The organism is Lentzea sp. JNUCC 0626, assembly GCF_043632865.1.
In the GTDB taxonomy this organism is placed as follows: Bacteria; Actinomycetota; Actinomycetes; order Mycobacteriales; family Pseudonocardiaceae; genus Lentzea.
The window spans coordinates 6,330,984-6,350,548 of the sequence record NZ_CP171635.1 but is presented as its reverse complement, the minus strand read 5'-3'; the positions used below and the strand labels follow the sequence as shown (position 1 = coordinate 6,350,548).

Below are 19,565 nucleotides of genomic sequence, written 5' to 3'. Positions count from 1 at the left end.
TGAATCCTTGCACGGGATCACGCGTCCGAAACGTCCTCCTCGACGACAGCCAGAGCTGCATCGATTCGCTCGCGCGCACCGGCGAGATGCTGCTCACAAGTCTTGGCGAGCGCCTCACCGCGTTCCCACAACGAGAGGGAGTCCTCCAGCGACAGGCCACCGGCCTCGAGCTTGCGGACCACCTCGACCAACTCGTCACGGGCGGCTTCGTAACCGAGTGTTTCCGAACTCACGCGGATTGACTCCTCAGACGGCTCAGCACGGTCGCGACGGCCAGGTCGTAGCCGACCAGCGCCTCCGCGAACTCCTCGCCGTCACCCTCTCGCACCGCCTCGTCGATGAGCGCCTCGGCCTCCGCGACGCGCCGGTACTGCACGGTACCGGCGGTGGCCTCGCTCAGGTCGTGCAACGTCAGGACCAGCGTGCGGCGGCTCGGGGTGTCGCAGTCGCCCACCATCGCCGTCCAGCACTCCGCCGCGGCGCGGTTCGCCGCCTCCGCCTTCGTCCGCAGGCCAGAGCCGCAGGAACCCGCCGCCTCCAGGGTGAGGGGCAGGAACACGGCATCACGCATCATCGGTACCTCCCCCTTCCGAGTCGACTTCCGGGTCGCTGACGACCGCGCGCACTGCTCCGTCAACGACGCGTACCCGCAGCTGTGTTCCGGCCGGTGCGTCCGCCACAGAGCGCAACACGCCGTCGGGCCCGTCAGGTGTGACGAGTTGCACAACGGCGTATCCGCGGGCCAGCGTGGCGGCTGGTCCGAGGGTCGTCAAGCGGGCTTTGGTCCCCGACAGGTGGACGTCTTCCCGATCGAGTCGTTGCGTCACGGCCCTGCGACCTTGGTCGCGAAAACGCTTCACTTCTTCGGAACGGCGCTCCAGCGGGCCATGCGGGTCCGAAAGTACTGGTCGGGACCTCAACGCGTCGAGCAGTTTGCGTTCTCGATCAACCCAGCCGTGCAGCGCGCGCCGTCCGCGATCGCGCATCTGGCGAACGCGTTCACTCTCCTCAGCGACATCCGGAACCACCCGTTTGCCAGCGTCGGTCGGCGTCGAACATCGCACGTCAGCGACGTGGTCGAGCAGCGGCGTGTCCGGTTCGTGGCCGATCGCGGACAGCACCGGCGTGCGGCACTGGGCGACCGCGCGGCACAGCGCCTCGTCGGAGAACGGCAGCAGGTCCTCCACGCTGCCGCCGCCGCGGGCGATGATGATCACGTCGCACTCGGGATCGCGTTCCAAAGTGGACAGCGCGGTCATCACCTGGGTCACCGCCGTCGGGCCCTGCACGGCGACGTTGATGACGCGGAAGTGCGCTCCAGGCCAACGATTCCGCGCGTTGGTGAGCACGTCCCGCTCGGCCGCGCTCGCCCGTCCGGTGATGAGCCCGATCTTGCCGGGCAGGAACGGGGGACGGCGCTTGCGGCGCGGGTCGAACAGGCCCTCGGCGTGCAGCAGCTTGCGCAGCCGTTCGATGCGCGCCAGCAGTTCGCCGATGCCGACCGCGCGGATCTCGTCCGCCCGCAACGACAGCGTGCCCCGGTTGGGGTAGAAGCTGATCTTGCCGTGCACGATGACCCGGCTGCCCTCGGTGAGCTGCAGCTCGCGCACCAGCGACGAGTTGGCGGTGATCGACATCGACATGTCGACGCTCGCGTCGCGCAACGTCAGGAACGCCGTGGAGCTGCGCGCGTTGAGCTGCGTGACCTGACCCTCGACCCAGACGTCGCCGAGCCGGTTGATCCAGTCGAGCAGCTTGCGGGCGACCGTCCGCACCGGCCAGGGGTTCTCCGGCGTGGATTTTGCTTCACTCACGATTGGGCTTTGACCGTCGCGATCCTGCGGTTGAGCATGCCCACGAACTCAGGCCGTGACTCGTGCGCCTTCTCGTAGGTCAGCAGCTCCTCGAGCTGCGCCACGTCGAGGTTGCGCAGCCGCGCCCGCAGCTGGGCGATCGACAGTTCGTCGTAGGCAGGCAGGAAGTCGGGCACCTCGGCGACGATGGCCCGTTCCTCTTCCTCCCACGGGTCGTCCGCCAGAGAGGTGTCCGGGGCAGTTTCCTGAGAAGTCGTGACGGGCGTCTCGTCCTCGTCGAAGGTCGCCCACTCCGGTTCTTCCTCGGCAGGCCGCAGTCCGGAGAGGACGTCGTCGCCCTTGATGGCGAGTTCGGTCACATGCTGCTGCACGCGCATGGAGAGCTGCATCGCCTCGCTGACCACCGTCAACGGGAGTCCGGCGAGCTGCTGGGGCAGCCTGCGGGCCTGTTCGAGGGCGGTCACCGCGAGGCCGGCGGCGACGCGAACACCCAAAGGCAGTGGCTTCATGGGCCTAAGCCTGCCGCAACTGCACGTCGAATGCCTAGGAAGCTCACTGGGTACCCTGGAGCCATGCCCAAGCGAGTCCTGTTGGCGAAGCCGCGTGGTTACTGCGCGGGCGTTGATCGTGCCGTCGAGACGGTCGAGCTCGCCCTCGAGAAGTACGGCGCACCTGTCTACGTGCGCAAGGAGATCGTCCACAACAAGTACGTCGTGGAGACGTTGTCCGACCGCGGCGCCATCTTCGTCAACGAGACCGACGAGGTTCCTGAGGGCGCACTGGTGGTGTTCTCAGCGCACGGCGTGTCGCCCGCGGTGCACGCGGAGGCCGAGCAGCGTTCGTTGCGCACGATCGACGCCACCTGCCCGCTGGTGACGAAGGTCCACAAAGAAGCGGTGCGCTTCGCCAAGGAGGACTACGACATCCTCCTGATCGGCCACGAGGGGCACGAGGAGGTCGAGGGCACCGCCGGTGAGGCGCCGGACCACGTCCAGCTCGTCGACACCGCCGAGGACGCCGCCCGCGTCGAGGTGCGCGACCCCTCGAAGGTCATCTGGCTGTCCCAGACCACGCTCTCGGTCGACGAGACGATGGTGCGCGTGCGGCAGCTCAAGGACCGCTTCCCCGACTTGCAGGACCCGCCGTCGGACGACATCTGCTACGCCACCTCGAACCGCCAGACCGCGGTGAAGACGATGGCGCCGTCGTGCGACCTGGTGCTCGTCGTGGGCTCCAAGAACTCCTCCAACTCGGTCCGCCTGGTCGAGGTGGCGTTGCAGCACGGCGCCAAGGCCTCGTACCTGATCGACTACGCCAAGGAGGTCGACCTGGCGTGGCTCGAGGGCGTCGAGACCGTGGGTGTCACGTCGGGCGCGTCCGTGCCGGACCTGCTGGTGATGGAACTGCTGAAGTTCCTGGAGACGCACGGCTTCGGCGAGGTCGAGGAGATCACCACGGCGAACGAGCGCATCACGTTCTCGTTGCCGCGTGAGCTCCGCAAGGACCTCGTTCGCTAAATGTTCGAGCGGCCGGACGGCACCGTCCGGCCGCTCACCCCAGTGTCGCGAGCGCCTTGTCCACGTCGAGCTGCCACACGAGCAGGGCGTCGGCGGCCGCTGACACCACCGCACGGCCGTCGGGCATCCACGCGATGTGCGTGACGCCCTCGGCGTGACCGCGCAGTGTCGCCCACGCCTGTGTGGTGCTCACGTCCCAGACGACGACGGTCTTGTCGTTGCCACCGCTTGCGATCCGGGTGGAGTCGGGGCTGAACGCCAACGTGCCGACCGTGCCCGTGTGGCCGCGCAGTTCGCCCTTCTTCTTCCACGTCTCGGTGTCCCAGAGCAGCACTACGCCGTCATCGCCTGCCGTCGCGAGCGTGCGTTGGTCGGGGGACATCGCGAGCGCGCGCACCGGGCCCTCGTGCACCGCGCCGAGGTTGAAGTCGTCGTCGGTGCGGACGTCTTTGATGACTACGAGACCCCATTCGGTGCCGAGCACGATCTCCCGGTCGGTGCGGCCGAACGCGGCGGCGGTCGTGGGCCCCTCCTTCGTCGTGTCGATGGTCTTGGTGGAGTCCGTGAGCACCGTCGCCGTCCGGCTCGCGCCCGCGTAGAGCAGGCCGCCGCCGAACGCGAGCGCGGCCGGCGGGAACCCGTCGGCGCTGGTCGTGTCGAGCTTGCCGTCGGACGTGCGGCGCACCGCCGCGATCTCGTCGCCGCCGGACGTGGCGAGCTGCTTGCGGTCCGGGCTGAAGCAGGCGAGGGAACGGCCGGGCGCACCCGTGGTGATCCGGCTGATGCTGCGCAACGCGGTGTCGCGGCGTTCGATCACGCCCGCCTCGTCGAACGTGAGGACGCTGCCGTCGCGGTCGATCGCGAGCGCCCGCACCGAGTGCGCGGACGCGACGGGCACGGCGCTGCGCGGCAGGACCCGCAACTTGGTGCCCGCGCTCCACACGAGCCTGCCGTCGCGGGTGAAGGCGATCTCCGCCGTCGTGGTGTCGACGCGGACCGGCGGCAGCGCGGTGTCGTGGACGACGTCCCACAGCTTCACCTGGGTGTCACCCGACCCCGCCACGGCGAGAACGGTGCGGTCGGCGCTCACGGCCGTGGTGAGCCAGCCGCTCGGCGGGGTCAGCGCGCGGACCGGGCTGCCGGTCGCCGTGTTCCACAACCGCAGGTCGTCCTGGACGGTGCCGATCGCGAGCAGGCCCCCGTGCAGCAGCTTCGCCGTGCGGACCTCGGTGTCGAGCTGGAACCCGCCGGTCCGTTGGCCGGTCTTGAGGTTCCACAGCGAGACGGCCGTGCCGCTGCTGGTGACGAGCGTGTCGCCGTAGGCGTCCCACCAGAGCGATTCGGGACCTACGGGGATTTCGGCACGGAGTGTGCGCGCCTGCACGTCCCACACCTGTCTGCCGATGACGACCGCACGGCCGTCGTCGATGAACCACGCCCTGCCCCACTCGCCGGACTCACGCAGCACCACGGGTTCCGCGACGGGGGAGGAGTGCAGGGTGACACGGCCGTTCGAGTCCGCGACGACGATGCTCCCGTCCGGGGCGAAGTCCAGACCGACCACCTGGTCGTCCGGGCGCAGGACGGTGACGGGCGCGAGCGTGGTGGAGTCGTAGAGCGGCGCTCCGGCCTGCGACGTCACGCCGAGGAGACCGTTGCCGATCTTGATGCCGACGCCCACGACCGGTTTGGCCTCGCGCTGCCGCCCGGCCGCGACGCTCAGCACCTGGCTGCGCGCCTCCTTGGTCGGCGCGGTGCGGAAGGCCTCGGCGGCGGTGCGGGCGGCCTCGTCCGGGTTGCTCTGCAACAACGCGGCCGAGAGGGCCGCTAGCTGCTGCGACTGCGTCACGAGCCCAAGGCGTTCGATCTCCCGGCGTTGCTGGGTGGCCGTGACGGCGCTGATGCTCGCCGTGAGGACCAACGCGACCAACGTGATCGCGGCCAGGCGCAGGCGGCGGGTGCGACGGCGGGCGAGGTGCTCCGACGCGGTCAGGAACGCCTGCTCGGTGCTCGTGAGGACGATGTCGCCGCGGGACGCCCACTCGACGGCCTCGGCCAGCCGGACGGTCTGGTAGAGCGCTCCGGAGTCGCGGTCGAGCTCCTGCCACGTGCGGGCGGCGTCGGTGAGCCTGCGGTGGGTGCGCAGGCCCTCGCGGTCCTCGTCCAGCCAGGCCGCGAGGCGGGGCCAGGCGCGGAACAACGCCTCGTGGGTGACCGCGACGGTGTGCTCGTCGACGGTGATGAGCCGGGCGTCGGCGAGAGCGTCGAGGACCTCCTCGCCGACGACTTCCTGGCGTGAGACGGGCCGTTTCGTGTCGTTGGTGCTCAGGCGCAGCAGGAGCTGCTTGGCGAGGTGCTGCTGGTAATGGCTCAGGCTCGCGAACGCGGCCTCGGCGCTCTGCGCGAGCGCCCCGTGGATCCCGCCCGCCGCCTGATACCCGGCCAGCGTGAGGATGTTGCCGCGCTTGCGGTGCCAGGTCTCCACCAGGGCGTGGCTGACCAGGGGCAACACCCCGCTGCGGCCGCTGGCCTCGGCGATCAGCGTGGTCAGCAGCGCCCCCTCGACCACGCACCCGACCTTCGCTGCGGGCTGCGTGATCGCGCGCCGCAGCTCGTCGGGCGTCATCGTGCCGAGCAGCACCTGGGCGTCGGTGAGCGCCTCGGCCAGCGCCGGGTGCTGCGAGCAGTGCGGGTAGAAGTCGGACCGCACCGCGATCGCCGTCTTGCACCCGGCGGTGAGCAGGCGATCGACGAACGCCTCGCGTTGCACCGGGTCGTCGCACAGGGTGAAGAGCTCTTCGAACTGGTCGACGATCAGCAGGTCGGGGTTCCGGTCCAGCGCCTCGGCGAGGGCCGCGTCCGGGTCGGTGCCCGGGGTGCAGGTGACCGGGTGCGTGAAGTGCGGGGCGAGACCTGCCTTGAGCAGGGAGGACTTGCCCTCGCCGGACGCTCCGAAGACGGCCAGGAAGTCGTGCGTCTCCAGGCGGTGCTTCAGGGCGTTGGTGAGTTTCTCGCGGCCGAAGAAGCGGTCCGCGTCCTCTCTCGTGAACTCGCTCAGGCCCACGTACGGCGAGGGGCTGGTCTTCGAGAGTGCGCAGCTCTCGTTGACCTCGTGCCAGCGTTGCGTCCACGTCAGGTCGTCGCCGCCGCACGCGCGTACGTAGGCGAGCGTGACGTCCAGTCCGGGCAGTTTGCGGCCACCGGCGGCGTCGGACAACGTGGTGACGGAGAAGTGCGCACGCCGGGCGAGTTCCCGGTAGGTCGGGGTGCCGGCGTCCGCGCGCAGCCCGCGCAGATCCCTTGCGAACCGCAGCAACGGGCTGTCGCCCTCGTCCAGTGGACGTTCTCCCCTAGGCATCGCACTCATGCTGGCAGAGTGCTGCGGTTCTGCCCTGAAGTTGTTCCGACCTCGTTGTTCGCGGTTGGGGGAGTGGCCGCGAACAACGGCTGGCCAGGCGCTAGCGGTCGTCGCGGGGCGGGCGGGGCCTGCGCTGGCCTGCCGGGCGTTCGCCGCGGGCACCGTCCGGGCGGGGACGGCGGGCGGGCGCGCCCTCGGGACGCGGGCGGCGCGGGCGGTCGTCGTCGGACCGTTCGGCGCGTTCCGGGCGGGGGCGGCGCGGGCGTTCCTCACGCGAGACGTCCTCGTCGGCGTCCTCACGCGGGCGGCGAACCGGCTTGGAGCGTTCCTTGATCTCCGCCTTGGCCTCGCGGACCTCGTCCTTGGTGGGGCGGTTCGGGTCCTTCTGCAGGAAGATCCGCAGGATGCCGAGGCCGACCGTGACGATCGTGGTGACGGCCATGACCGGGAAGCTGTCGATCAACGGCTTGCCCAGGCCGAGCGCCATGGCGGACAGGCCGCCCTTCGAGACGCCGCCGGTGAGCAGCACGAGGGCGGGCACGGTCGCGGCGAGGATCAGCGGCGGCTGCACCATCGGCCCGAAGAGGCTGCGGCGCTGCACCAGCAGGATCGCGGCCAGCGCGCCGGCGAAGAACACGACGTTGAACGTCCAGCCGACGGTCTTGCTGGAGTTGATGTCGATGAACGCGCCGATGAACGCCGGGATCAGGGCGGCCAGGATGGCCGCCCACCAGGGGATGCCCTTGAACTCGCCGAAGATGGCCCGGTAGTTCCACGGCACTTCTTCGTAGTCTTCGACGTCGTCATCGAAGGCCGTTGAACGCTCGCGCAACTCACTCACGACGCACACGGTAGCCGTTCGGCCATTCGGTGTTCGTCAGTCCGTTCGTTTCTCACCCAGAAGCAACCTGCGGACACAGTGCGTGCGTTTTAAGCGGACTGTTCGTCAGCCCTTCGGACGAGAGGAAGGGGCGTGGGCGTGGCTGAAGCGTCCGTCAACGGCTCCACACTCGCCCGGAAACCCTCCAACGCCTCCAGTTCGCGGCGGCGTGCACTCAGGAACCGCTGCAGGTGCGTAGTGGAGAGGTTGACGGCCTCAATAGCGCTGTCGGCGGCCCGGTTCGCGCGCCCGGCGGACAGCCTGACCTGCTCGACGTCGTCGGCCAGCGCGCGTTCGGTGACCGCGAACATCGCGCTCGACGCGATCACCGCGAACCCCGTCGGGCCGCACAGGAAGACGCGCCGGTCGAGCAGCCAGCGCAGCAGTTCGGGATCGGTGTCGAGGGCCGCGACGACCGCGCCGTCGTTGGGAACGAACATGATCGTGCCGTAGATGGCGTCGGCCCAGCGCTGGTAGCCCTTGCCGGCCAGTTCGGCGGCACGCGAACGGATGTTGCGCACGTGCACGCGAAGTGCGTCCTGGCGTTCCTGCGGATCGTCGGTCTCGACGGCCTCGGCCCAGGTGGCCATGGACATCTTCGAGTCGACCGGGACCGCGCGGCCGCCGCCCACGTTCAGCACCATGTCCGGCCGGACCGAGCCGCCGCCTGCCACGTCCGTCTGGAGCGTGTAGTGGATGTTCTCCCTCAGACCGAGTGCGCGCGCCGTTTCGACGAGCACTTGTTCGCCGAGTTCGCCGCGTCCCGAAACACTGGAGAACGCCACTTCGTAGCGTTGCAAAGCCAGCTGCTGGGAGTCGTAGCGCGCGCGTTCCGTGCTGATGGCTGCCAACGCTTCGTCGGTGCGCCGGACGCTGTCCTGGTACAGGCGCCAGACGAACAGCAGCGCCCCGGCACTGACGAGCGCCAGGACGATCAGGGCGGTGATGATCACTGCGGTCACGGCACCGATGATGCTCCCCCAGAGATGTTGAACTCGATCGGGTGACACGCCGGGAACCCTCCCGGAGATTTGTCAGACCCCGTCTCTACGGTTGGTCCCATGCGACTCCTGCACACCTCCGACTGGCACGTGGGACGGACGTTCCACGGCCGCGACCTGCTCGTGGAGCAGGAGTCGGTGCTGAGCGGCCTCGCTGACCTGGTGTCTTCCGAAAAGGTCGACGTCGTGGTCATCTCGGGCGACCTGTACGACCGCGCGGTGCCGTCGGCGGACGCGGTGGCGTTGTGCGCTCGGGTGCTCATGCGGATCCGTGCCGCGGGCGCGCGGATCGTGATCACCCCGGGCAACCACGACTCGGCGGCGCGGATCGGGGTGTTCGGGGAGTTCGCCGCGGCGGGCGGGCTGCACCTGCGCACCCAGATCTCGTTGCTGGACAAGCCCGTCGAGCTGGAGGACGAGCACGGTCCGGTGGCGGTGTACGGGATCCCGTTCCTCGAACCCGAACCGGCGCGGCACGTGCTCGGGGTGGCGGACAAGGGGCACGCGCCCGTGCTCGGTGAGGCGATGCGGCGGATTCGCGCCGACCTGGCATCGCGCGAGTCGCGTTCGGTGGTGCTGGCGCACGCTTTCGTGACCGGAGGGGCGCCTTCGGAGTCCGAGCGCACCATCGCGGTGGGTGGTGTGCAGGACGTGTCGATGCAGGTGTTCGCGGGCGTCGACTACGTGGCCCTGGGGCATCTGCACGGGCCGCAGACGCTGGCGGAGAACCTGCGCTACTCGGGGTCGCCGCTGGCGTACTCGTTCTCCGAGGCGCGGCACCGCAAGTCGGTGTGGCTGGTGGAACTGGACGCCGGTGGGCTCGTCGGCGTGGAACGGCGTGATCTGCCGGTGCCGCGTCAGTTGGCGGTGGTGTCCGGCACTTTGGCCGAGGTGCTGGAAGATCCGGCGCACACGCCGTTGGAGGACCACTTCCTGTCGGTGGTGCTGACGGACCAGGTGCGCCCGATGGACGCGTTGCGGCAGTTGCAGAAGCGCTTCGAACACGCGGTGCACGTGGAGTGGCGGCCGGAGCAGGGGCTGCAGCACGACATGACCTATGCGGAACGGGTGCGCGGCCGTTCCGACGAGGAAGTGGCGTGCTGCTTCGTGTCGGACACGCGCGGCTCCGAGCCTTCCGAGGCCGAGAAGGCGTTGTTGCGCGAGGCGTTCGCGTCGGTGGCGAGGGAGAAGAGGCAGTGAGACTTCATCGCCTTGAGCTGACCGCGTTCGGGCCGTACGCGGGGACCGAGGTCGTCGACTTCGACGAACTGGGCGCGGACGGGCTGTTCCTGCTGCACGGCGACACGGGCGCGGGCAAGACGACGTTGCTCGACGCCGTGGCGTTCGCGTTGTTCAACAAGGTTCCCGGTGCCCGCGGGGACGTGAAGAAGCTCCGCTGCGACTACGCCGATCCGCAGAAGCCGACGGAGGTGTCGCTCGAACTCACGGTCCAGGGGCGGCGGTTCAGGATCGTCCGCTCACCCGAGTTCGACCGGCCGAAGAAGCGTGGTTCCGGCGGTTTCACGACCCAGCCCGCGAAGTGCTCGCTGACGTGGCTCGAGGGCTGGGACGGGGAAGGCCTCACCCGCATCGACGACGTGGCGCAGGCGGTCGACAGCCTGCTCGGCATGTCGCACGACCAGTTCTTCCAGGTCGTGCTGCTGCCGCAGGGAGAGTTCGCCAGGTTCCTCCGCGCCGACACCGCCGAGCGCGAGGTGCTGCTCGAGAAGCTCTTCGGCACCGGGCGGTTCCTGGACGTGGAGAAGTGGTTCCGCGACAAGAGGGTCGCCGCCGGCCGGGCGCTGGAGGACCGCCGCCAGGTCGCCGCGGAACTGGTGCAGCGCGTGGCCGAGGCCGCCGGTGAGGAGCCGTCGTCCGAGCCGGGCTGGCTGGACTCCGCGCTGGAGCGGCTCTCGTCCGCCGTGGCCGCGGCCGACGCGTTGTCGGAGGAGACCGCGGGCGTGGCCGACGGAGCGGAGGCGTTGCTGGCCCAGTCCAGGGTGCAGGCCGAACAGCTCCGGCGGGCCCGGGAAGCCCGGGACATGCTGGCTCGCGTGGAGGCCGCGGATTCCGCGTCGTGGTTCGCCGAGCGCGACGCCGCCCGCCGCGCGAGCCCGGTGGGCCCCGCGTTCGGCGAGATCGCGAAACTGCAGGAGACCTACAAGTTCGCCGTGCGGGACGAGGCCAGGGCGGCGGAGGCGTTGGCGGGCCTGGGGTACGCGGGGTCGTCGTTGCGGGAGGACGCCGAGCGCTTCCGCGAGGAGGCGGGCGGCCTGGGCGAACTGGCCGCCGAGGCCGAGCGCCAGCAGTCCGACCGGCGCAGGCTCTCGGTGCTGAAGGACAACTCGCACAAGGTGGAACGCCGCCTGCTGGCGCTGAACGCCGAACTGGACGTGCTCCCGGAACGCGTGGCCCGGTGCCGCCTCCAGCTCGACGCGGCCGCCGAGGCCTCCGCCCGCCTGGAGGCGCTGAAGTCCAGGGCCGACGCCGCCCTGGCCCTCCCCGACGCCACGGAGGCGTTGGCACGCACCAAGAAGGCCGTGCACGAGGCGATCGACGTCCACCAGAAGGCCAAGGACGTCCTCCAGCAGGTCCGCCACCAGCGCCTGGAGAACATGGCGATCGAACTGGCGGCGGCTCTCAAGCGCGGCAAGCCTTGTGCCGTCTGCGGTTCGTCCTCCCACCCGGCACCCGCGCAGCCGATGCTGGGTGGCGTGGGAGCGACCGACGAGGACGACGCGGCGGCCGAGGAGCAGGTGGCGCTGGACCGCCGCACCGAGGCCGAGCGGGCCGCCCACGGCGCCGAGCTGCGCATCCAGGCCTGCTGGGAAGCCCTCGGTTCCGACGAACCGGCCGTCGCCGTCGCCGAGTACCGCGCGGCGCTGGACCTGGCCCGCACCCGTGCGCAGCGGCAGACCGAGTTCGTCGGCCTGGAGGCCAAGACGCGCGAACTGGGCGCGGAGAAGGCCCAGGTGGAGCAGGACCTGGTGAGCCTGCGCACCGAACACGCCTCGCTGGTGGTCGTGGTCGACGACCGGGGCGCCCGCCTGGACAAGGCCCGCGGCGAGCACGAGGACGTGCTGACGCGGCGCGACCACCTGCTGCGCCTGGCGAAGGCGCTGGTGGAACTGGCCGATCGCCGCTCCGCCCGCGACGCCGCCGCCGCGCGGGTCGACGAGCAGCGAACGCTGGTCACCACCCTCGCCACCGAGGCGGGTTTCGCGGACGTGGACGCCGCCAGGGCCGCGGCCCGATCGCCCGAGAAGCTCCAGGCGCTGGACGAGTGGATCGCCTCGTGGGAACGCGCTCGGGCCTCCGCGCTCGCGACGCTGGAGGAGCTGGCCGGGGTCGACCTGGACGCCGAGGTGGACCTGGGCGAGGTGACCGCCGTGTGGTCGTCGGCGCGGGCCGCCGCGTCCTCCGCCGCGACGGCCAGGGTCCGCGCCCGCGAGGCGTTCGACCGGGTCGGTCAGCTGGCCGCGCGGTTGCGCGCCGAGTGGAAGTCGCTGGAACCGCTGGAGTCTGCCTACGCGGAGCTCGTCGGGCTGAGTGACGTGATCAACGGTTCCGGCCAGAACGCCAAGAGGATGACGCTGCGGTCGTACGTGCTCGCGGCCCGGCTGGAGGAGGTCGCGGTCGCGGCCTCCGCCCGGCTGCACCGGATGAGCCAGGGGCGGTACGGCTTCGTGCACTCCGATTCCGCCAGCTCCAAGGGAACCCGCAAGGTCGGGTTGAGCCTGGACGTGCTGGACGACTACTCGGGCCGTGCGCGCCCGGCGAAGACGTTGTCCGGTGGGGAGTCGTTCCTCGCGTCGTTGTCGCTCGCGCTGGGGCTGGCCGACGTCGTCGCCAACGAGACGGGTGGCGCGCTGCTCGACACCCTGTTCATCGACGAGGGCTTCGGCACCCTCGACTCGGACACGCTCGACATCGTCATGAACACCCTGGACGAACTGCGCGCCGGCGGGCGGGTCGTCGGGCTCGTGTCCCACGTGGAGGAACTGCGGCAGCGCATTCCCACCCGGTTGAGGGTGCGCAAGGCGCGTTCCGGGTCCACGTTGGAGGTCTCGCTCGGTTAGGCCCTGTCCTGCAGGTCTGTCCGGTGGCAGGCGCGGGTGAGCGAGCCGGAGGCGGTGCCGCCGCGATGCCCTCATACCGGAGGTATTCGGGCGTCGTGGCGGTGCCGCCTCCGGGTCCCTCGGCCGCCACTGTCGCCCGGCGGACTTGCAGGACAGGGCCTAACCTCGGCCGGTGCTGTCCCACGTGGAAATCACCGCGCGCGTCACGGTCACCAAGGCCGCCCACTTCGGGTGGTCGAACAAGGTGGAGTACTCGCACGACTGCTTCGTGTGCCGCCGGGCGGGCCGGACCGTCAGCCTGCGGCACGGTGCGGAGCACGGCGTGTGCCACTCGTCCCGGTCTGCGCTTGAGTGGCAGGACGAGCAGGCCGGGCAGACCGAGATCCGGCCGGGCGATCACCCGGCGCCCATCCGCGTCACCGGCTTCGATTCGGCCGGTGACGGTGCCACCCGGACGTTGCGGTGCCGGTTGTCCTTCTGGTGGTCGCCGTTCACCGACCACGAGCGTCCGGCGGCGCAGACCGGTGAGCTGGGGGCCGGTCCGTGGGTCCGGTTCTACTACCGCGTCGGCTGCCACACGTGCCGTGACGCGGGCGTGGACGACTGGTACGGCGGTGAGCAGTCCGTGCAGACGAACCTCGTGTGGCCGATCACCAGGCCGTGCGCGCGGTGCGGCGCGGACCTGGTGACCATCAGCGGGCCGCCGGAGATCAACCTCGTCGGTTAGCCCTCGTGGGCCAGGAGCCAGCGCTTCACGTCGAGGCCCCAGCGGAAGCCGCCCAGGTTGCCGCCCAGGCGGATCACCCGGTGGCACGGGACGTAGAGGGCCGCCGAGTTGCGGGCGCAGGCCGAGGCCGCCGCGCGGATCGCGGCCGGGCGGCCGGAGAGTTCCGCGTACTCGGAGTAGGTGACCGGCTCGCCTGCCTTCACCGTGCGCAGGACGTCCCAGGCGTGTTGGAGGAACGGGCCCGACTTCTGGCGGACCGGGATGGAGTCGATCGCCGTCAGATCGCCCTCGTGGTAGGCGATCGCCGCTTTGGTGACGTCGCCGAGGTCCGGTCGTTCGGTGATCTCGGTGGGCATGAGGGTGGCGTGGATCTGCGGGGTCAGCAGGGCCAGGTCCGCGGTCCAGCCGCTGGCCAGGACCGCGCCGTCGGAGGCGACGATCGCGGTGAACGGGCCCGCTGGGGTGTCCACTGTGGACGTGTGGGCGACGGTCATGATGATGTTGCTGCCTTCCTCGTCAGGTGTGCTGCCGCGTAGGAGCGCCACGGGCGCCAGTTCTGGGCCTCGGCGGCCAGGTGCCGGGCGGAGGTGGGGAGTGCCGGGACGTCCGGGGCGCCCAGGACTCGCATCGCCACCTCGTTTGCCACCTCGGGGCCTGCGGCGGTGGTCAGTTCTTCGGTCAGGTCTTCGAGCGTTCTGCCCACGTCCACGGCGAGTCTGCCGGTGGCCAGGGCCTCGGTCAGGGGGTGGTCGGCCGCTGTGTAGAGGTGCGTGAGGTTGCCGTCCGGGATCTGGAGCGGGACGCCGGCGAACGGCGCCACCAGGCGCAGGAGGGTTTCGGCGCCGTCGACGCTGCCCGGCACGCGGATGCCCGGGGTGGCCCTGACCAGCGGGCCGATCGTCGGGTCGGTGCCCAGGAACGTGTCGACGGCCACCGGGTCGGCGTCCAGGTCCAGGAGGCGGCGGACTCGGGCCACGGCCGCGCCGAGGTCCCTCATGTCGGCGAGGCGCAGGGAGCAGAGGACGTGGTCCGTCGGGAACGTCAGGCGGACCGTCGCCTCGCCGTGGGGGAGGGCCAGCGTTCTGGCGTAGGAGTCGGTGGTGATCTCCTCCACGCCGGGGAGCGCGTGGGCGCGGAAGTGGAGCAGGAGGCCCTCCGCGTCGAACGGCGGGCGGTACGGCAGGCGCAGGACTATGCGGCCCGGCGTGCCGATCGGGGCCTTGCCCCGGCCCCGCATGTCGGACGGGGTGGAGGCGAAGACGAGGCGGATGGTGTCGTTGAACTGGCGCACCGAGGCGAAGCCCGCGGCGAAGGCGATGTCGGCGAACGGGAGTTCCGTCGTCTCGATCAGCAGCCGGGCCGCGTGGGCCCGGTGCGCGCGGGCCAGGGCCAGCGGGCCCGCGCCCAGTTCGGCGGTGAGGACGCGGGTCAGGTGGCGCTCGGAGTAGCCGAGCTTCGACGCCAGGCCCGTCACGCCGTCGCGTTCCACGATGCCGTCGCTGATCAGGCGCATCGCCCTGCCCGCGAGGTCGGCGCGGAGGTTCCACTCCGGGGAGCCGGGGACGGCGTCGGGCAGGCAGCGGCGGCAGGCGCGGAAGCCCGCCGACTGGGCGGCGGCCGCCGTCAGGAAGAAACGGCTGTTGCGGCGCTTCGGGGTCACCGCGGGGCACGACGGCCTGCAGTAGATGCCGGTCGTCTGGACCGCGTGGATGAAGCACCCGTCGAAACGGGCGTCACGTGCGGAGCACACCCGGTACGCGTGTTCTTCGTCAATGACCATGCCAACGATCCTGCCAGCGAGAACGGGCGTTGGCTCGCGGGAATCGGACACGACCGTCGGCTGCCGTAGACTCGCTCACCGTGAGTTTGACCCTCGGTATCGTCGGCCTGCCCAACGTTGGCAAGTCCACCCTCTTCAACGCGCTCACGCGCAACGACGTGCTCGCCGCGAACTACCCGTTCGCGACCATCGAGCCGAACGTGGGCGTCGTGCCGCTGCCGGACGCGCGCCTCACCAAGCTCGCCGAGATCTTCGGCTCCGAGCGCGAGGTGCCCGCCGTGGTGTCGTTCGTCGACATCGCGGGCATCGTCAAGGGCGCGTCGGAGGGTGAGGGCCTCGGCAACAAGTTCCTCGCGAACATCCGCGAAGCGAACGCGATCTGCCAGGTCATCCGCGTCTTCGACGACCCGGACGTCGTGCACGTCGACGGCCGCGTCGACCCGTCGAGCGACATCGAGACGATCAACACCGAGCTGATCCTCGCCGACCTGCAGACCCTCGAGAAGGCCATCCCGCGCATCGAGAAGGAGGCGCGGATGCAGAAGGACCGCCGCGCCGCCCTCGAGAACGCCAAGAAGGCCAAGGAGATCCTCGACTCCGGCCGCACCCTCTTCTCGGCGCAGTCCGAAGTAGACGGTGAACTCCTCCGCGAGCTCAGCCTGCTCACCACCAAGCCGTTCCTCTACGTCTTCAACGCCGACGAGGGCATTCTCAGCGACGAGGCCCGCGTGAAGGAGCTGCGCGAGCTGGTCGCCCCGGCCGACGCCGTGTTCCTCGACGCCAAGGTCGAGTCCGAGCTGATCGAGCTCGACGAGTCCGAGGCCCTGGAGCTGCTGGAGTCGATCGGCCAGAGCGAGCCGGGCCTGCACGCCCTGGCCCGCGCCGGCTTCCACACCCTCGGCCTGCAGACGTACCTCACCGCGGGCCCGAAGGAGTCGCGCGCCTGGACGATCCCGCAGGGCGCCACCGCTCCGCAGGCCGCCGGCGTGATCCACACGGACTTCGAGCGGGGCTTCATCAAGGCCGAGGTCGTGTCGTTTGACGACCTGGTGGCCTCGGGCTCCAAGGCCGACGCGAAGGCGGCGGGCAAGGTCCGCATGGAGGGCAAGGACTACGTCATGTCCGACGGCGACGTGGTCGAGTTCCGCTTCAACGTCTAGCGGATTCGCAGTTCAGGCGGGCTCTGGGCCGGTTTCGGCGCAGGGCCCGTTCTCGTCTCCGGCGGCGGTCAGGGAGTCGATCGCGGCGCTTCCGGCCCCCGCGGCGGACCGCCCCTAGACTTCGGCCTGTGAGGGTTGAGTACCGGCTGCTGGGGCCGTTGGAGGTCGTGCTCGACGGGGAGCCCGTGGCGGTTCCGGCGGGGCGGGGGCGGGTACTGCTCGCCACACTTCTGTTGCGCGCCAACCGGTTCGTGTCCGTGGACGAGCTGGTCGAGCGGATCTGGGACGGGGAGCCGCCTGATCTGGACCGGGCGCACAAGACGTTGCAGATGGTGGTCACCAGGCTGCGGCAGGCGTTGGGTGCGGCGAACTGCCTGCACACCGAGCGGGGCGGGTACCTGGCCAGGATCGAGCCCGACCAGCTCGACCTCGGCAGGTTCCGCCGGCTCGTCGAGCGGGAGGAGTTCGCTGCGGCGCTCGCGCTGTGGCGGGGGCCGGTGCTCGCCGACGTCGCCTCGGAGTCGTTGCACCGCGACGAGGTGCCGTTGCTGGTGGAGGAACTGCTCGCGGCGGTCGAGAAGCGGATCGAGGCCGATCTGGCGGCCGGGCGGTCGGTGGAACTGGTGCCGGAGTTGCAGGAACTCACGCGCGAGCACCCCCTGCGCGACCGGTTCTGGCACCAGCTCATGCTGGCGCTGTACAGGTCCGGGCGGCAGGCGGGGGCACTGGCGGCCTACCGGCAGGTCAGCGAGATGCTCGCGGACGAGCTGGGGATCGATCCGGCACCCGAACTGAGCGCGCTGCACGACCAGATCCTGCGCGGCGAGGTCGCGGCTCCCAGGGAACGGCGCGTCACGCCGAGGCAGCTGCCGCCGGACCTCGCCACGTTCGTCGGGCGGGAGCGGGACGTCGAACGGCTGGCCGCGAGCGAGGCCCGGATCATCGTCATCTCCGGCACCGGTGGTGTCGGCAAGACCTCCCTCGCCGTCCACTGGGCACACCGGATCGCCGGGCGGTTCGGGGACGGGCAGATCTTCGTCAACCTGCGCGGCCAGGATCAGGTGCGCGCGATGGCACCGCAGGAAGCGCTCGTGCTGGTGCTCAAGGGGCTCGGCGTCGACACCGTCCCTGGCGGACTGGACGAGCAGGTGGCGCTGTACCGGTCGCTCGTCGCGGACCGGAAGTTGGTGCTGCTGCTGGACAACGCGGCCAACGCCGAGCAGGTGCGGCCGCTGCTGCCCGCGTCGGCGGGGGCTCTGACGATCGTCACGAGCCGGGGTGACCTGCGCGGGCTGACGCTCAACGACGCCGACCTCGTGCGGCTGCCGACGCTGACCGATGACGGCGGCACGCGGTTGCTGGAACGGGTGCTCGGCGCCGCGAGAGTGCATCGGGAGAAGGACGCCGCGGCCGCGCTCGTGCGGCTGTGCGGCGGGTTGCCGCTGGCGTTGCGCATCGCGGCGGCGGACCTGCGCGCCCAGGACGACATGACCATCACGAGCAAGGTCGCGCGACTCGGCGCCGACCGGCTCGGCGAGCTGGCGGTGCCCGGCGATCCGGCGGCCGCGGTCGGCGTCGTGTTCGACGAGAGCTACGCCGCACTGCCCGAGCAGGCCCGGTTGGTGCTGCGCCGCCTCGGTCTGCTGCCCGGCGCCGACTTCACCGCGCACGAAGCCGCCGTGATCGCCGGCCTGCCCGACGCGCGACCGCACCTGGACCAGCTCGTCTCCGTGCACCTCGTGGAACAACGCGGCGACCGTTTCGCCCTGCACGACCTGTTGCGCGTGTACGCCAACGAGAAGTGCGCCCGGGACGAGGTCGGCGAGGCCGTCACCAGGCTCTACGACTTCTACCGCCGCATGACCGACGACGTCGGTGAGCTGCTGTTCCCCGACCAGCGCCGGTTTCCCCTCAACACCACCACGACCCAGTTGCCCGACGTCGTGCTGAAGACGCCGGACGAGGCGTTCGCGTGGATGGCGAGCGAGTACCAGAACTTGTTGTCGGCGGTCGTGCTCGCGGCCGACCGCGGCGAACACTGGCCCGCCAACGAGATCGGCGCCGTGCTCAGCGCGTACTGCTACGAACTCGGTGACCTCACGCGGTGGTCGGTGTTGTGCGAGATCCGGGACCAGTCGGCCCAGGCGTCCGGTGAGGACGACCTGATCGCCGACGCGAACCTCTCCCACGCGGTCTACCACGTGTACCGCGGCAACTTCGACCGCGTGCGGGAACTCACGACCGTGGCGCTCGAACTGAGCCTCCGGACCGGCCGGTTGAAGGCCCAGGCGACCGCGCACAAGCTCATGGCGGCCGTGGTCCGGCACGACGAGGGCGACGTGACGGCCTCGCTCCACCACCACGAGCGGGCGTTGGCGATCCACGAGCAGATGGGTGATCTGGAGGGGCAGGCGGTCAGCCTGTCCAACATCGCCACGGCCCTGTACTACGCGCCCGACCTCCTGGGCGCGGAGCGCTCGTTGCTCAGAGCGCTGGAGCTGGCCAGTTCGTCAGCGGTGCGGATCCACGTCCACGCCATGCTGACCAGCCTCTACGACGTGCTCGGCAGGTTCGCGGACGCGATCGCGCACCACGAGGCCTACAACGCACTGCTGACCACGCTCGGGAACCCCCAGCCGATCATGATCGGCGCCATCGCCTTCGCCCGCGCGAAGATGGTCCTCGGGCAGGTCGACGAGGCGTTCGACAGTGCGCTCGACGTGCTCGAAGCGCTGCAGACGAGAGCCAGCCTCGAGGAACACGGCGACGCCTGGCTGCTGATGGCCGACCTGTTCGACCGCCTGGGCGAACACGAGGACGCGGCGGCCGTGGCCAGGCTGCTGGTCGAGGTCGCCGACCAGCAGGGCGAGCCGCACATGCGGGGCGAGGCGCATCTCGCGGCCGCGCGTGCGCACTGCCGGCTCGGTGAGCACGAGCAGGCGGCGCACCACCTGGACGAGATGACCGAGATACTCGGCGGCGAGCTCGGCCTGAACACGGGCAAGACGAGCAGGGAACGGGCGTGGCTGCACCTCTCACTGGGCGAACCCGGCGAGGCGGTGCGCAGCGCGGAGGAGGCGGTGGCCGTGCACCAGCGCCTGCACCAGCGGTACGAGGAGTCGGAGTCGCTCAAGGCGCTCGCCGCGGCACGCCTCGCCACGGGGGACGTGGCCGGCTCCGCGGAAGCGGAGGCACTGGCCGCTGCCGTCTATCGAGAGTGCGGCGTCCGCGCACACCCATAGACTCGTC

15 protein-coding genes are annotated in these 19,565 nt (G+C 70.6%); 6 read left to right on the top strand and 9 right to left on the bottom strand.

Annotated elements, in window-relative coordinates; translation table 11 throughout:
* Positions 1 to 17 precede the first annotated feature (17 nt).
* Genes JNUCC0626_RS28725 through JNUCC0626_RS28710 form a run of 4 tightly spaced genes read right to left on the bottom strand, consistent with a single transcriptional unit; the run spans position 18 to position 2,323 of the window.
* The gene (locus tag JNUCC0626_RS28725; RefSeq protein WP_285643515.1) at positions 18 to 233 is read right to left on the bottom strand and encodes an exodeoxyribonuclease VII small subunit; all 216 of its coding nucleotides are present in this window, start codon (positions 231 to 233) and stop codon (positions 18 to 20) included.
* Positions 230 to 574 (bottom strand): sugar ABC transporter substrate-binding protein, encoded by a 345-nt coding sequence (locus JNUCC0626_RS28720; RefSeq protein ID WP_394613864.1) that lies wholly within the window; start codon positions 572 to 574, stop codon positions 230 to 232. Before JNUCC0626_RS28720 ends, JNUCC0626_RS28725 begins: the two co-directional genes overlap by 4 nt.
* Positions 564 to 1,814 (bottom strand): exodeoxyribonuclease VII large subunit, encoded by a 1,251-nt coding sequence (gene xseA / locus JNUCC0626_RS28715; protein ID WP_430623481.1) that lies wholly within the window; start codon positions 1,812 to 1,814, stop codon positions 564 to 566. The genes JNUCC0626_RS28720 and xseA overlap by 11 nt, the downstream gene beginning before the upstream one ends.
* Entirely contained in the window at positions 1,811 to 2,323 is a 513-nt protein-coding gene (locus JNUCC0626_RS28710) for a lipid droplet-associated protein (protein ID WP_394613863.1), read from the bottom strand. Before JNUCC0626_RS28710 ends, xseA begins: the two co-directional genes overlap by 4 nt.
* Before the next feature lie 63 nt (positions 2,324 to 2,386).
* Here JNUCC0626_RS28710 and JNUCC0626_RS28705 point away from each other — a divergent pair, with 63 nt between their 5' ends.
* Positions 2,387 to 3,331 carry a 4-hydroxy-3-methylbut-2-enyl diphosphate reductase gene (locus JNUCC0626_RS28705; protein ID WP_394613862.1) on the top strand — a complete coding sequence of 315 codons (945 nt, stop codon included), beginning with the start codon at positions 2,387 to 2,389 and terminating at the stop codon, positions 3,329 to 3,331.
* Between the two features lie 34 nt (positions 3,332 to 3,365).
* Here JNUCC0626_RS28705 and JNUCC0626_RS28700 read toward each other — a convergent pair whose 3' ends face one another.
* From JNUCC0626_RS28700 to JNUCC0626_RS28690, 3 genes are all read right to left on the bottom strand, one after another.
* Complete coding sequence (locus tag JNUCC0626_RS28700; RefSeq protein ID WP_394613861.1) at positions 3,366 to 6,698, bottom strand: hypothetical protein; 3,333 nt, start codon at positions 6,696 to 6,698, stop codon at positions 3,366 to 3,368.
* Positions 6,699 to 6,789: 91 nt separating this feature from the next.
* Positions 6,790 to 7,530, bottom strand: a complete 741-nt coding sequence (locus JNUCC0626_RS28695; protein ID WP_394613860.1) for a DUF6542 domain-containing protein — start codon at positions 7,528 to 7,530, stop codon at positions 6,790 to 6,792.
* 89 nt (positions 7,531 to 7,619) lie between these two features.
* On the bottom strand, positions 7,620 to 8,531 hold the full coding sequence (locus JNUCC0626_RS28690) for a DNA recombination protein RmuC (RefSeq protein WP_394613859.1): 912 nt from the start codon (positions 8,529 to 8,531) through the stop codon (positions 7,620 to 7,622).
* 99 nt (positions 8,532 to 8,630) lie between these two features.
* Between JNUCC0626_RS28690 and JNUCC0626_RS28685 the strand changes: the two genes are divergently transcribed.
* The 3 genes from JNUCC0626_RS28685 to JNUCC0626_RS28675 all read left to right on the top strand — a co-directional run bounded on the left by JNUCC0626_RS28685 (position 8,631) and on the right by JNUCC0626_RS28675 (position 13,376).
* A complete protein-coding gene (locus JNUCC0626_RS28685; RefSeq protein ID WP_394613858.1) occupies positions 8,631 to 9,770 on the top strand; it encodes an exonuclease SbcCD subunit D in 1,140 nt (379 codons plus the stop codon).
* Entirely contained in the window at positions 9,767 to 12,649 is a 2,883-nt protein-coding gene (locus JNUCC0626_RS28680; protein WP_394613857.1) for an AAA family ATPase, read from the top strand. Before JNUCC0626_RS28685 ends, JNUCC0626_RS28680 begins: the two co-directional genes overlap by 4 nt.
* Before the next feature lie 172 nt (positions 12,650 to 12,821).
* The gene (locus JNUCC0626_RS28675) at positions 12,822 to 13,376 is read left to right on the top strand and encodes a hypothetical protein (RefSeq protein WP_394613856.1); all 555 of its coding nucleotides are present in this window, start codon (positions 12,822 to 12,824) and stop codon (positions 13,374 to 13,376) included.
* Here JNUCC0626_RS28675 and JNUCC0626_RS28670 read toward each other — a convergent pair.
* Both JNUCC0626_RS28670 and JNUCC0626_RS28665 read right to left on the bottom strand, forming a co-directional pair.
* Positions 13,373 to 13,870, bottom strand: a complete 498-nt coding sequence (locus JNUCC0626_RS28670) for a methylated-DNA--[protein]-cysteine S-methyltransferase (protein WP_394613855.1) — start codon at positions 13,868 to 13,870, stop codon at positions 13,373 to 13,375. The two genes, JNUCC0626_RS28675 and JNUCC0626_RS28670, sit on opposite strands and share 4 nt — an antisense overlap.
* A complete protein-coding gene (locus JNUCC0626_RS28665) occupies positions 13,867 to 15,156 on the bottom strand; it encodes a bifunctional transcriptional activator/DNA repair enzyme AdaA (RefSeq protein ID WP_394613854.1) in 1,290 nt (429 codons plus the stop codon). The genes JNUCC0626_RS28670 and JNUCC0626_RS28665 overlap by 4 nt, the downstream gene beginning before the upstream one ends.
* A gap of 80 nt (positions 15,157 to 15,236) precedes the next feature.
* On the opposite strand from JNUCC0626_RS28665, the gene ychF reads away from it, so the two are divergent.
* On the top strand, positions 15,237 to 16,316 hold the full coding sequence (gene ychF, locus JNUCC0626_RS28660; protein WP_394613853.1) for a redox-regulated ATPase YchF: 1,080 nt from the start codon (positions 15,237 to 15,239) through the stop codon (positions 16,314 to 16,316).
* Between the two features lie 128 nt (positions 16,317 to 16,444).
* Entirely contained in the window at positions 16,445 to 19,558 is a 3,114-nt protein-coding gene (locus JNUCC0626_RS28655) for an AfsR/SARP family transcriptional regulator (protein WP_394613852.1), read from the top strand.
* The last annotated feature ends 7 nt before the right edge of the window (positions 19,559 to 19,565 follow it).

What these genes read in the sequence shown, in the direction of transcription:
- JNUCC0626_RS28710 (WP_394613863.1), bottom strand. Translation starts at nt 2,323, where the DNA reads ATGAAGCCACTGCCTTTGGGTGTTCGCGTCGCCGCCGGCCTCGCGGTG.
- JNUCC0626_RS28705 (WP_394613862.1), top strand. Translation starts at nt 2,387, where the DNA reads ATGCCCAAGCGAGTCCTGTTGGCGAAGCCGCGTGGTTACTGCGCGGGC.
- JNUCC0626_RS28670 (WP_394613855.1), bottom strand. Translation starts at nt 13,870, where the DNA reads ATGACCGTCGCCCACACGTCCACAGTGGACACCCCAGCGGGCCCGTTC.
- JNUCC0626_RS28720 (WP_394613864.1), bottom strand. Translation starts at nt 574, where the DNA reads ATGATGCGTGATGCCGTGTTCCTGCCCCTCACCCTGGAGGCGGCGGGT.
- JNUCC0626_RS28700 (WP_394613861.1), bottom strand. Translation starts at nt 6,698, where the DNA reads ATGAGTGCGATGCCTAGGGGAGAACGTCCACTGGACGAGGGCGACAGC.
- JNUCC0626_RS28665 (WP_394613854.1), bottom strand. Translation starts at nt 15,156, where the DNA reads ATGGTCATTGACGAAGAACACGCGTACCGGGTGTGCTCCGCACGTGAC.
- JNUCC0626_RS28685 (WP_394613858.1), top strand. Translation starts at nt 8,631, where the DNA reads ATGCGACTCCTGCACACCTCCGACTGGCACGTGGGACGGACGTTCCAC.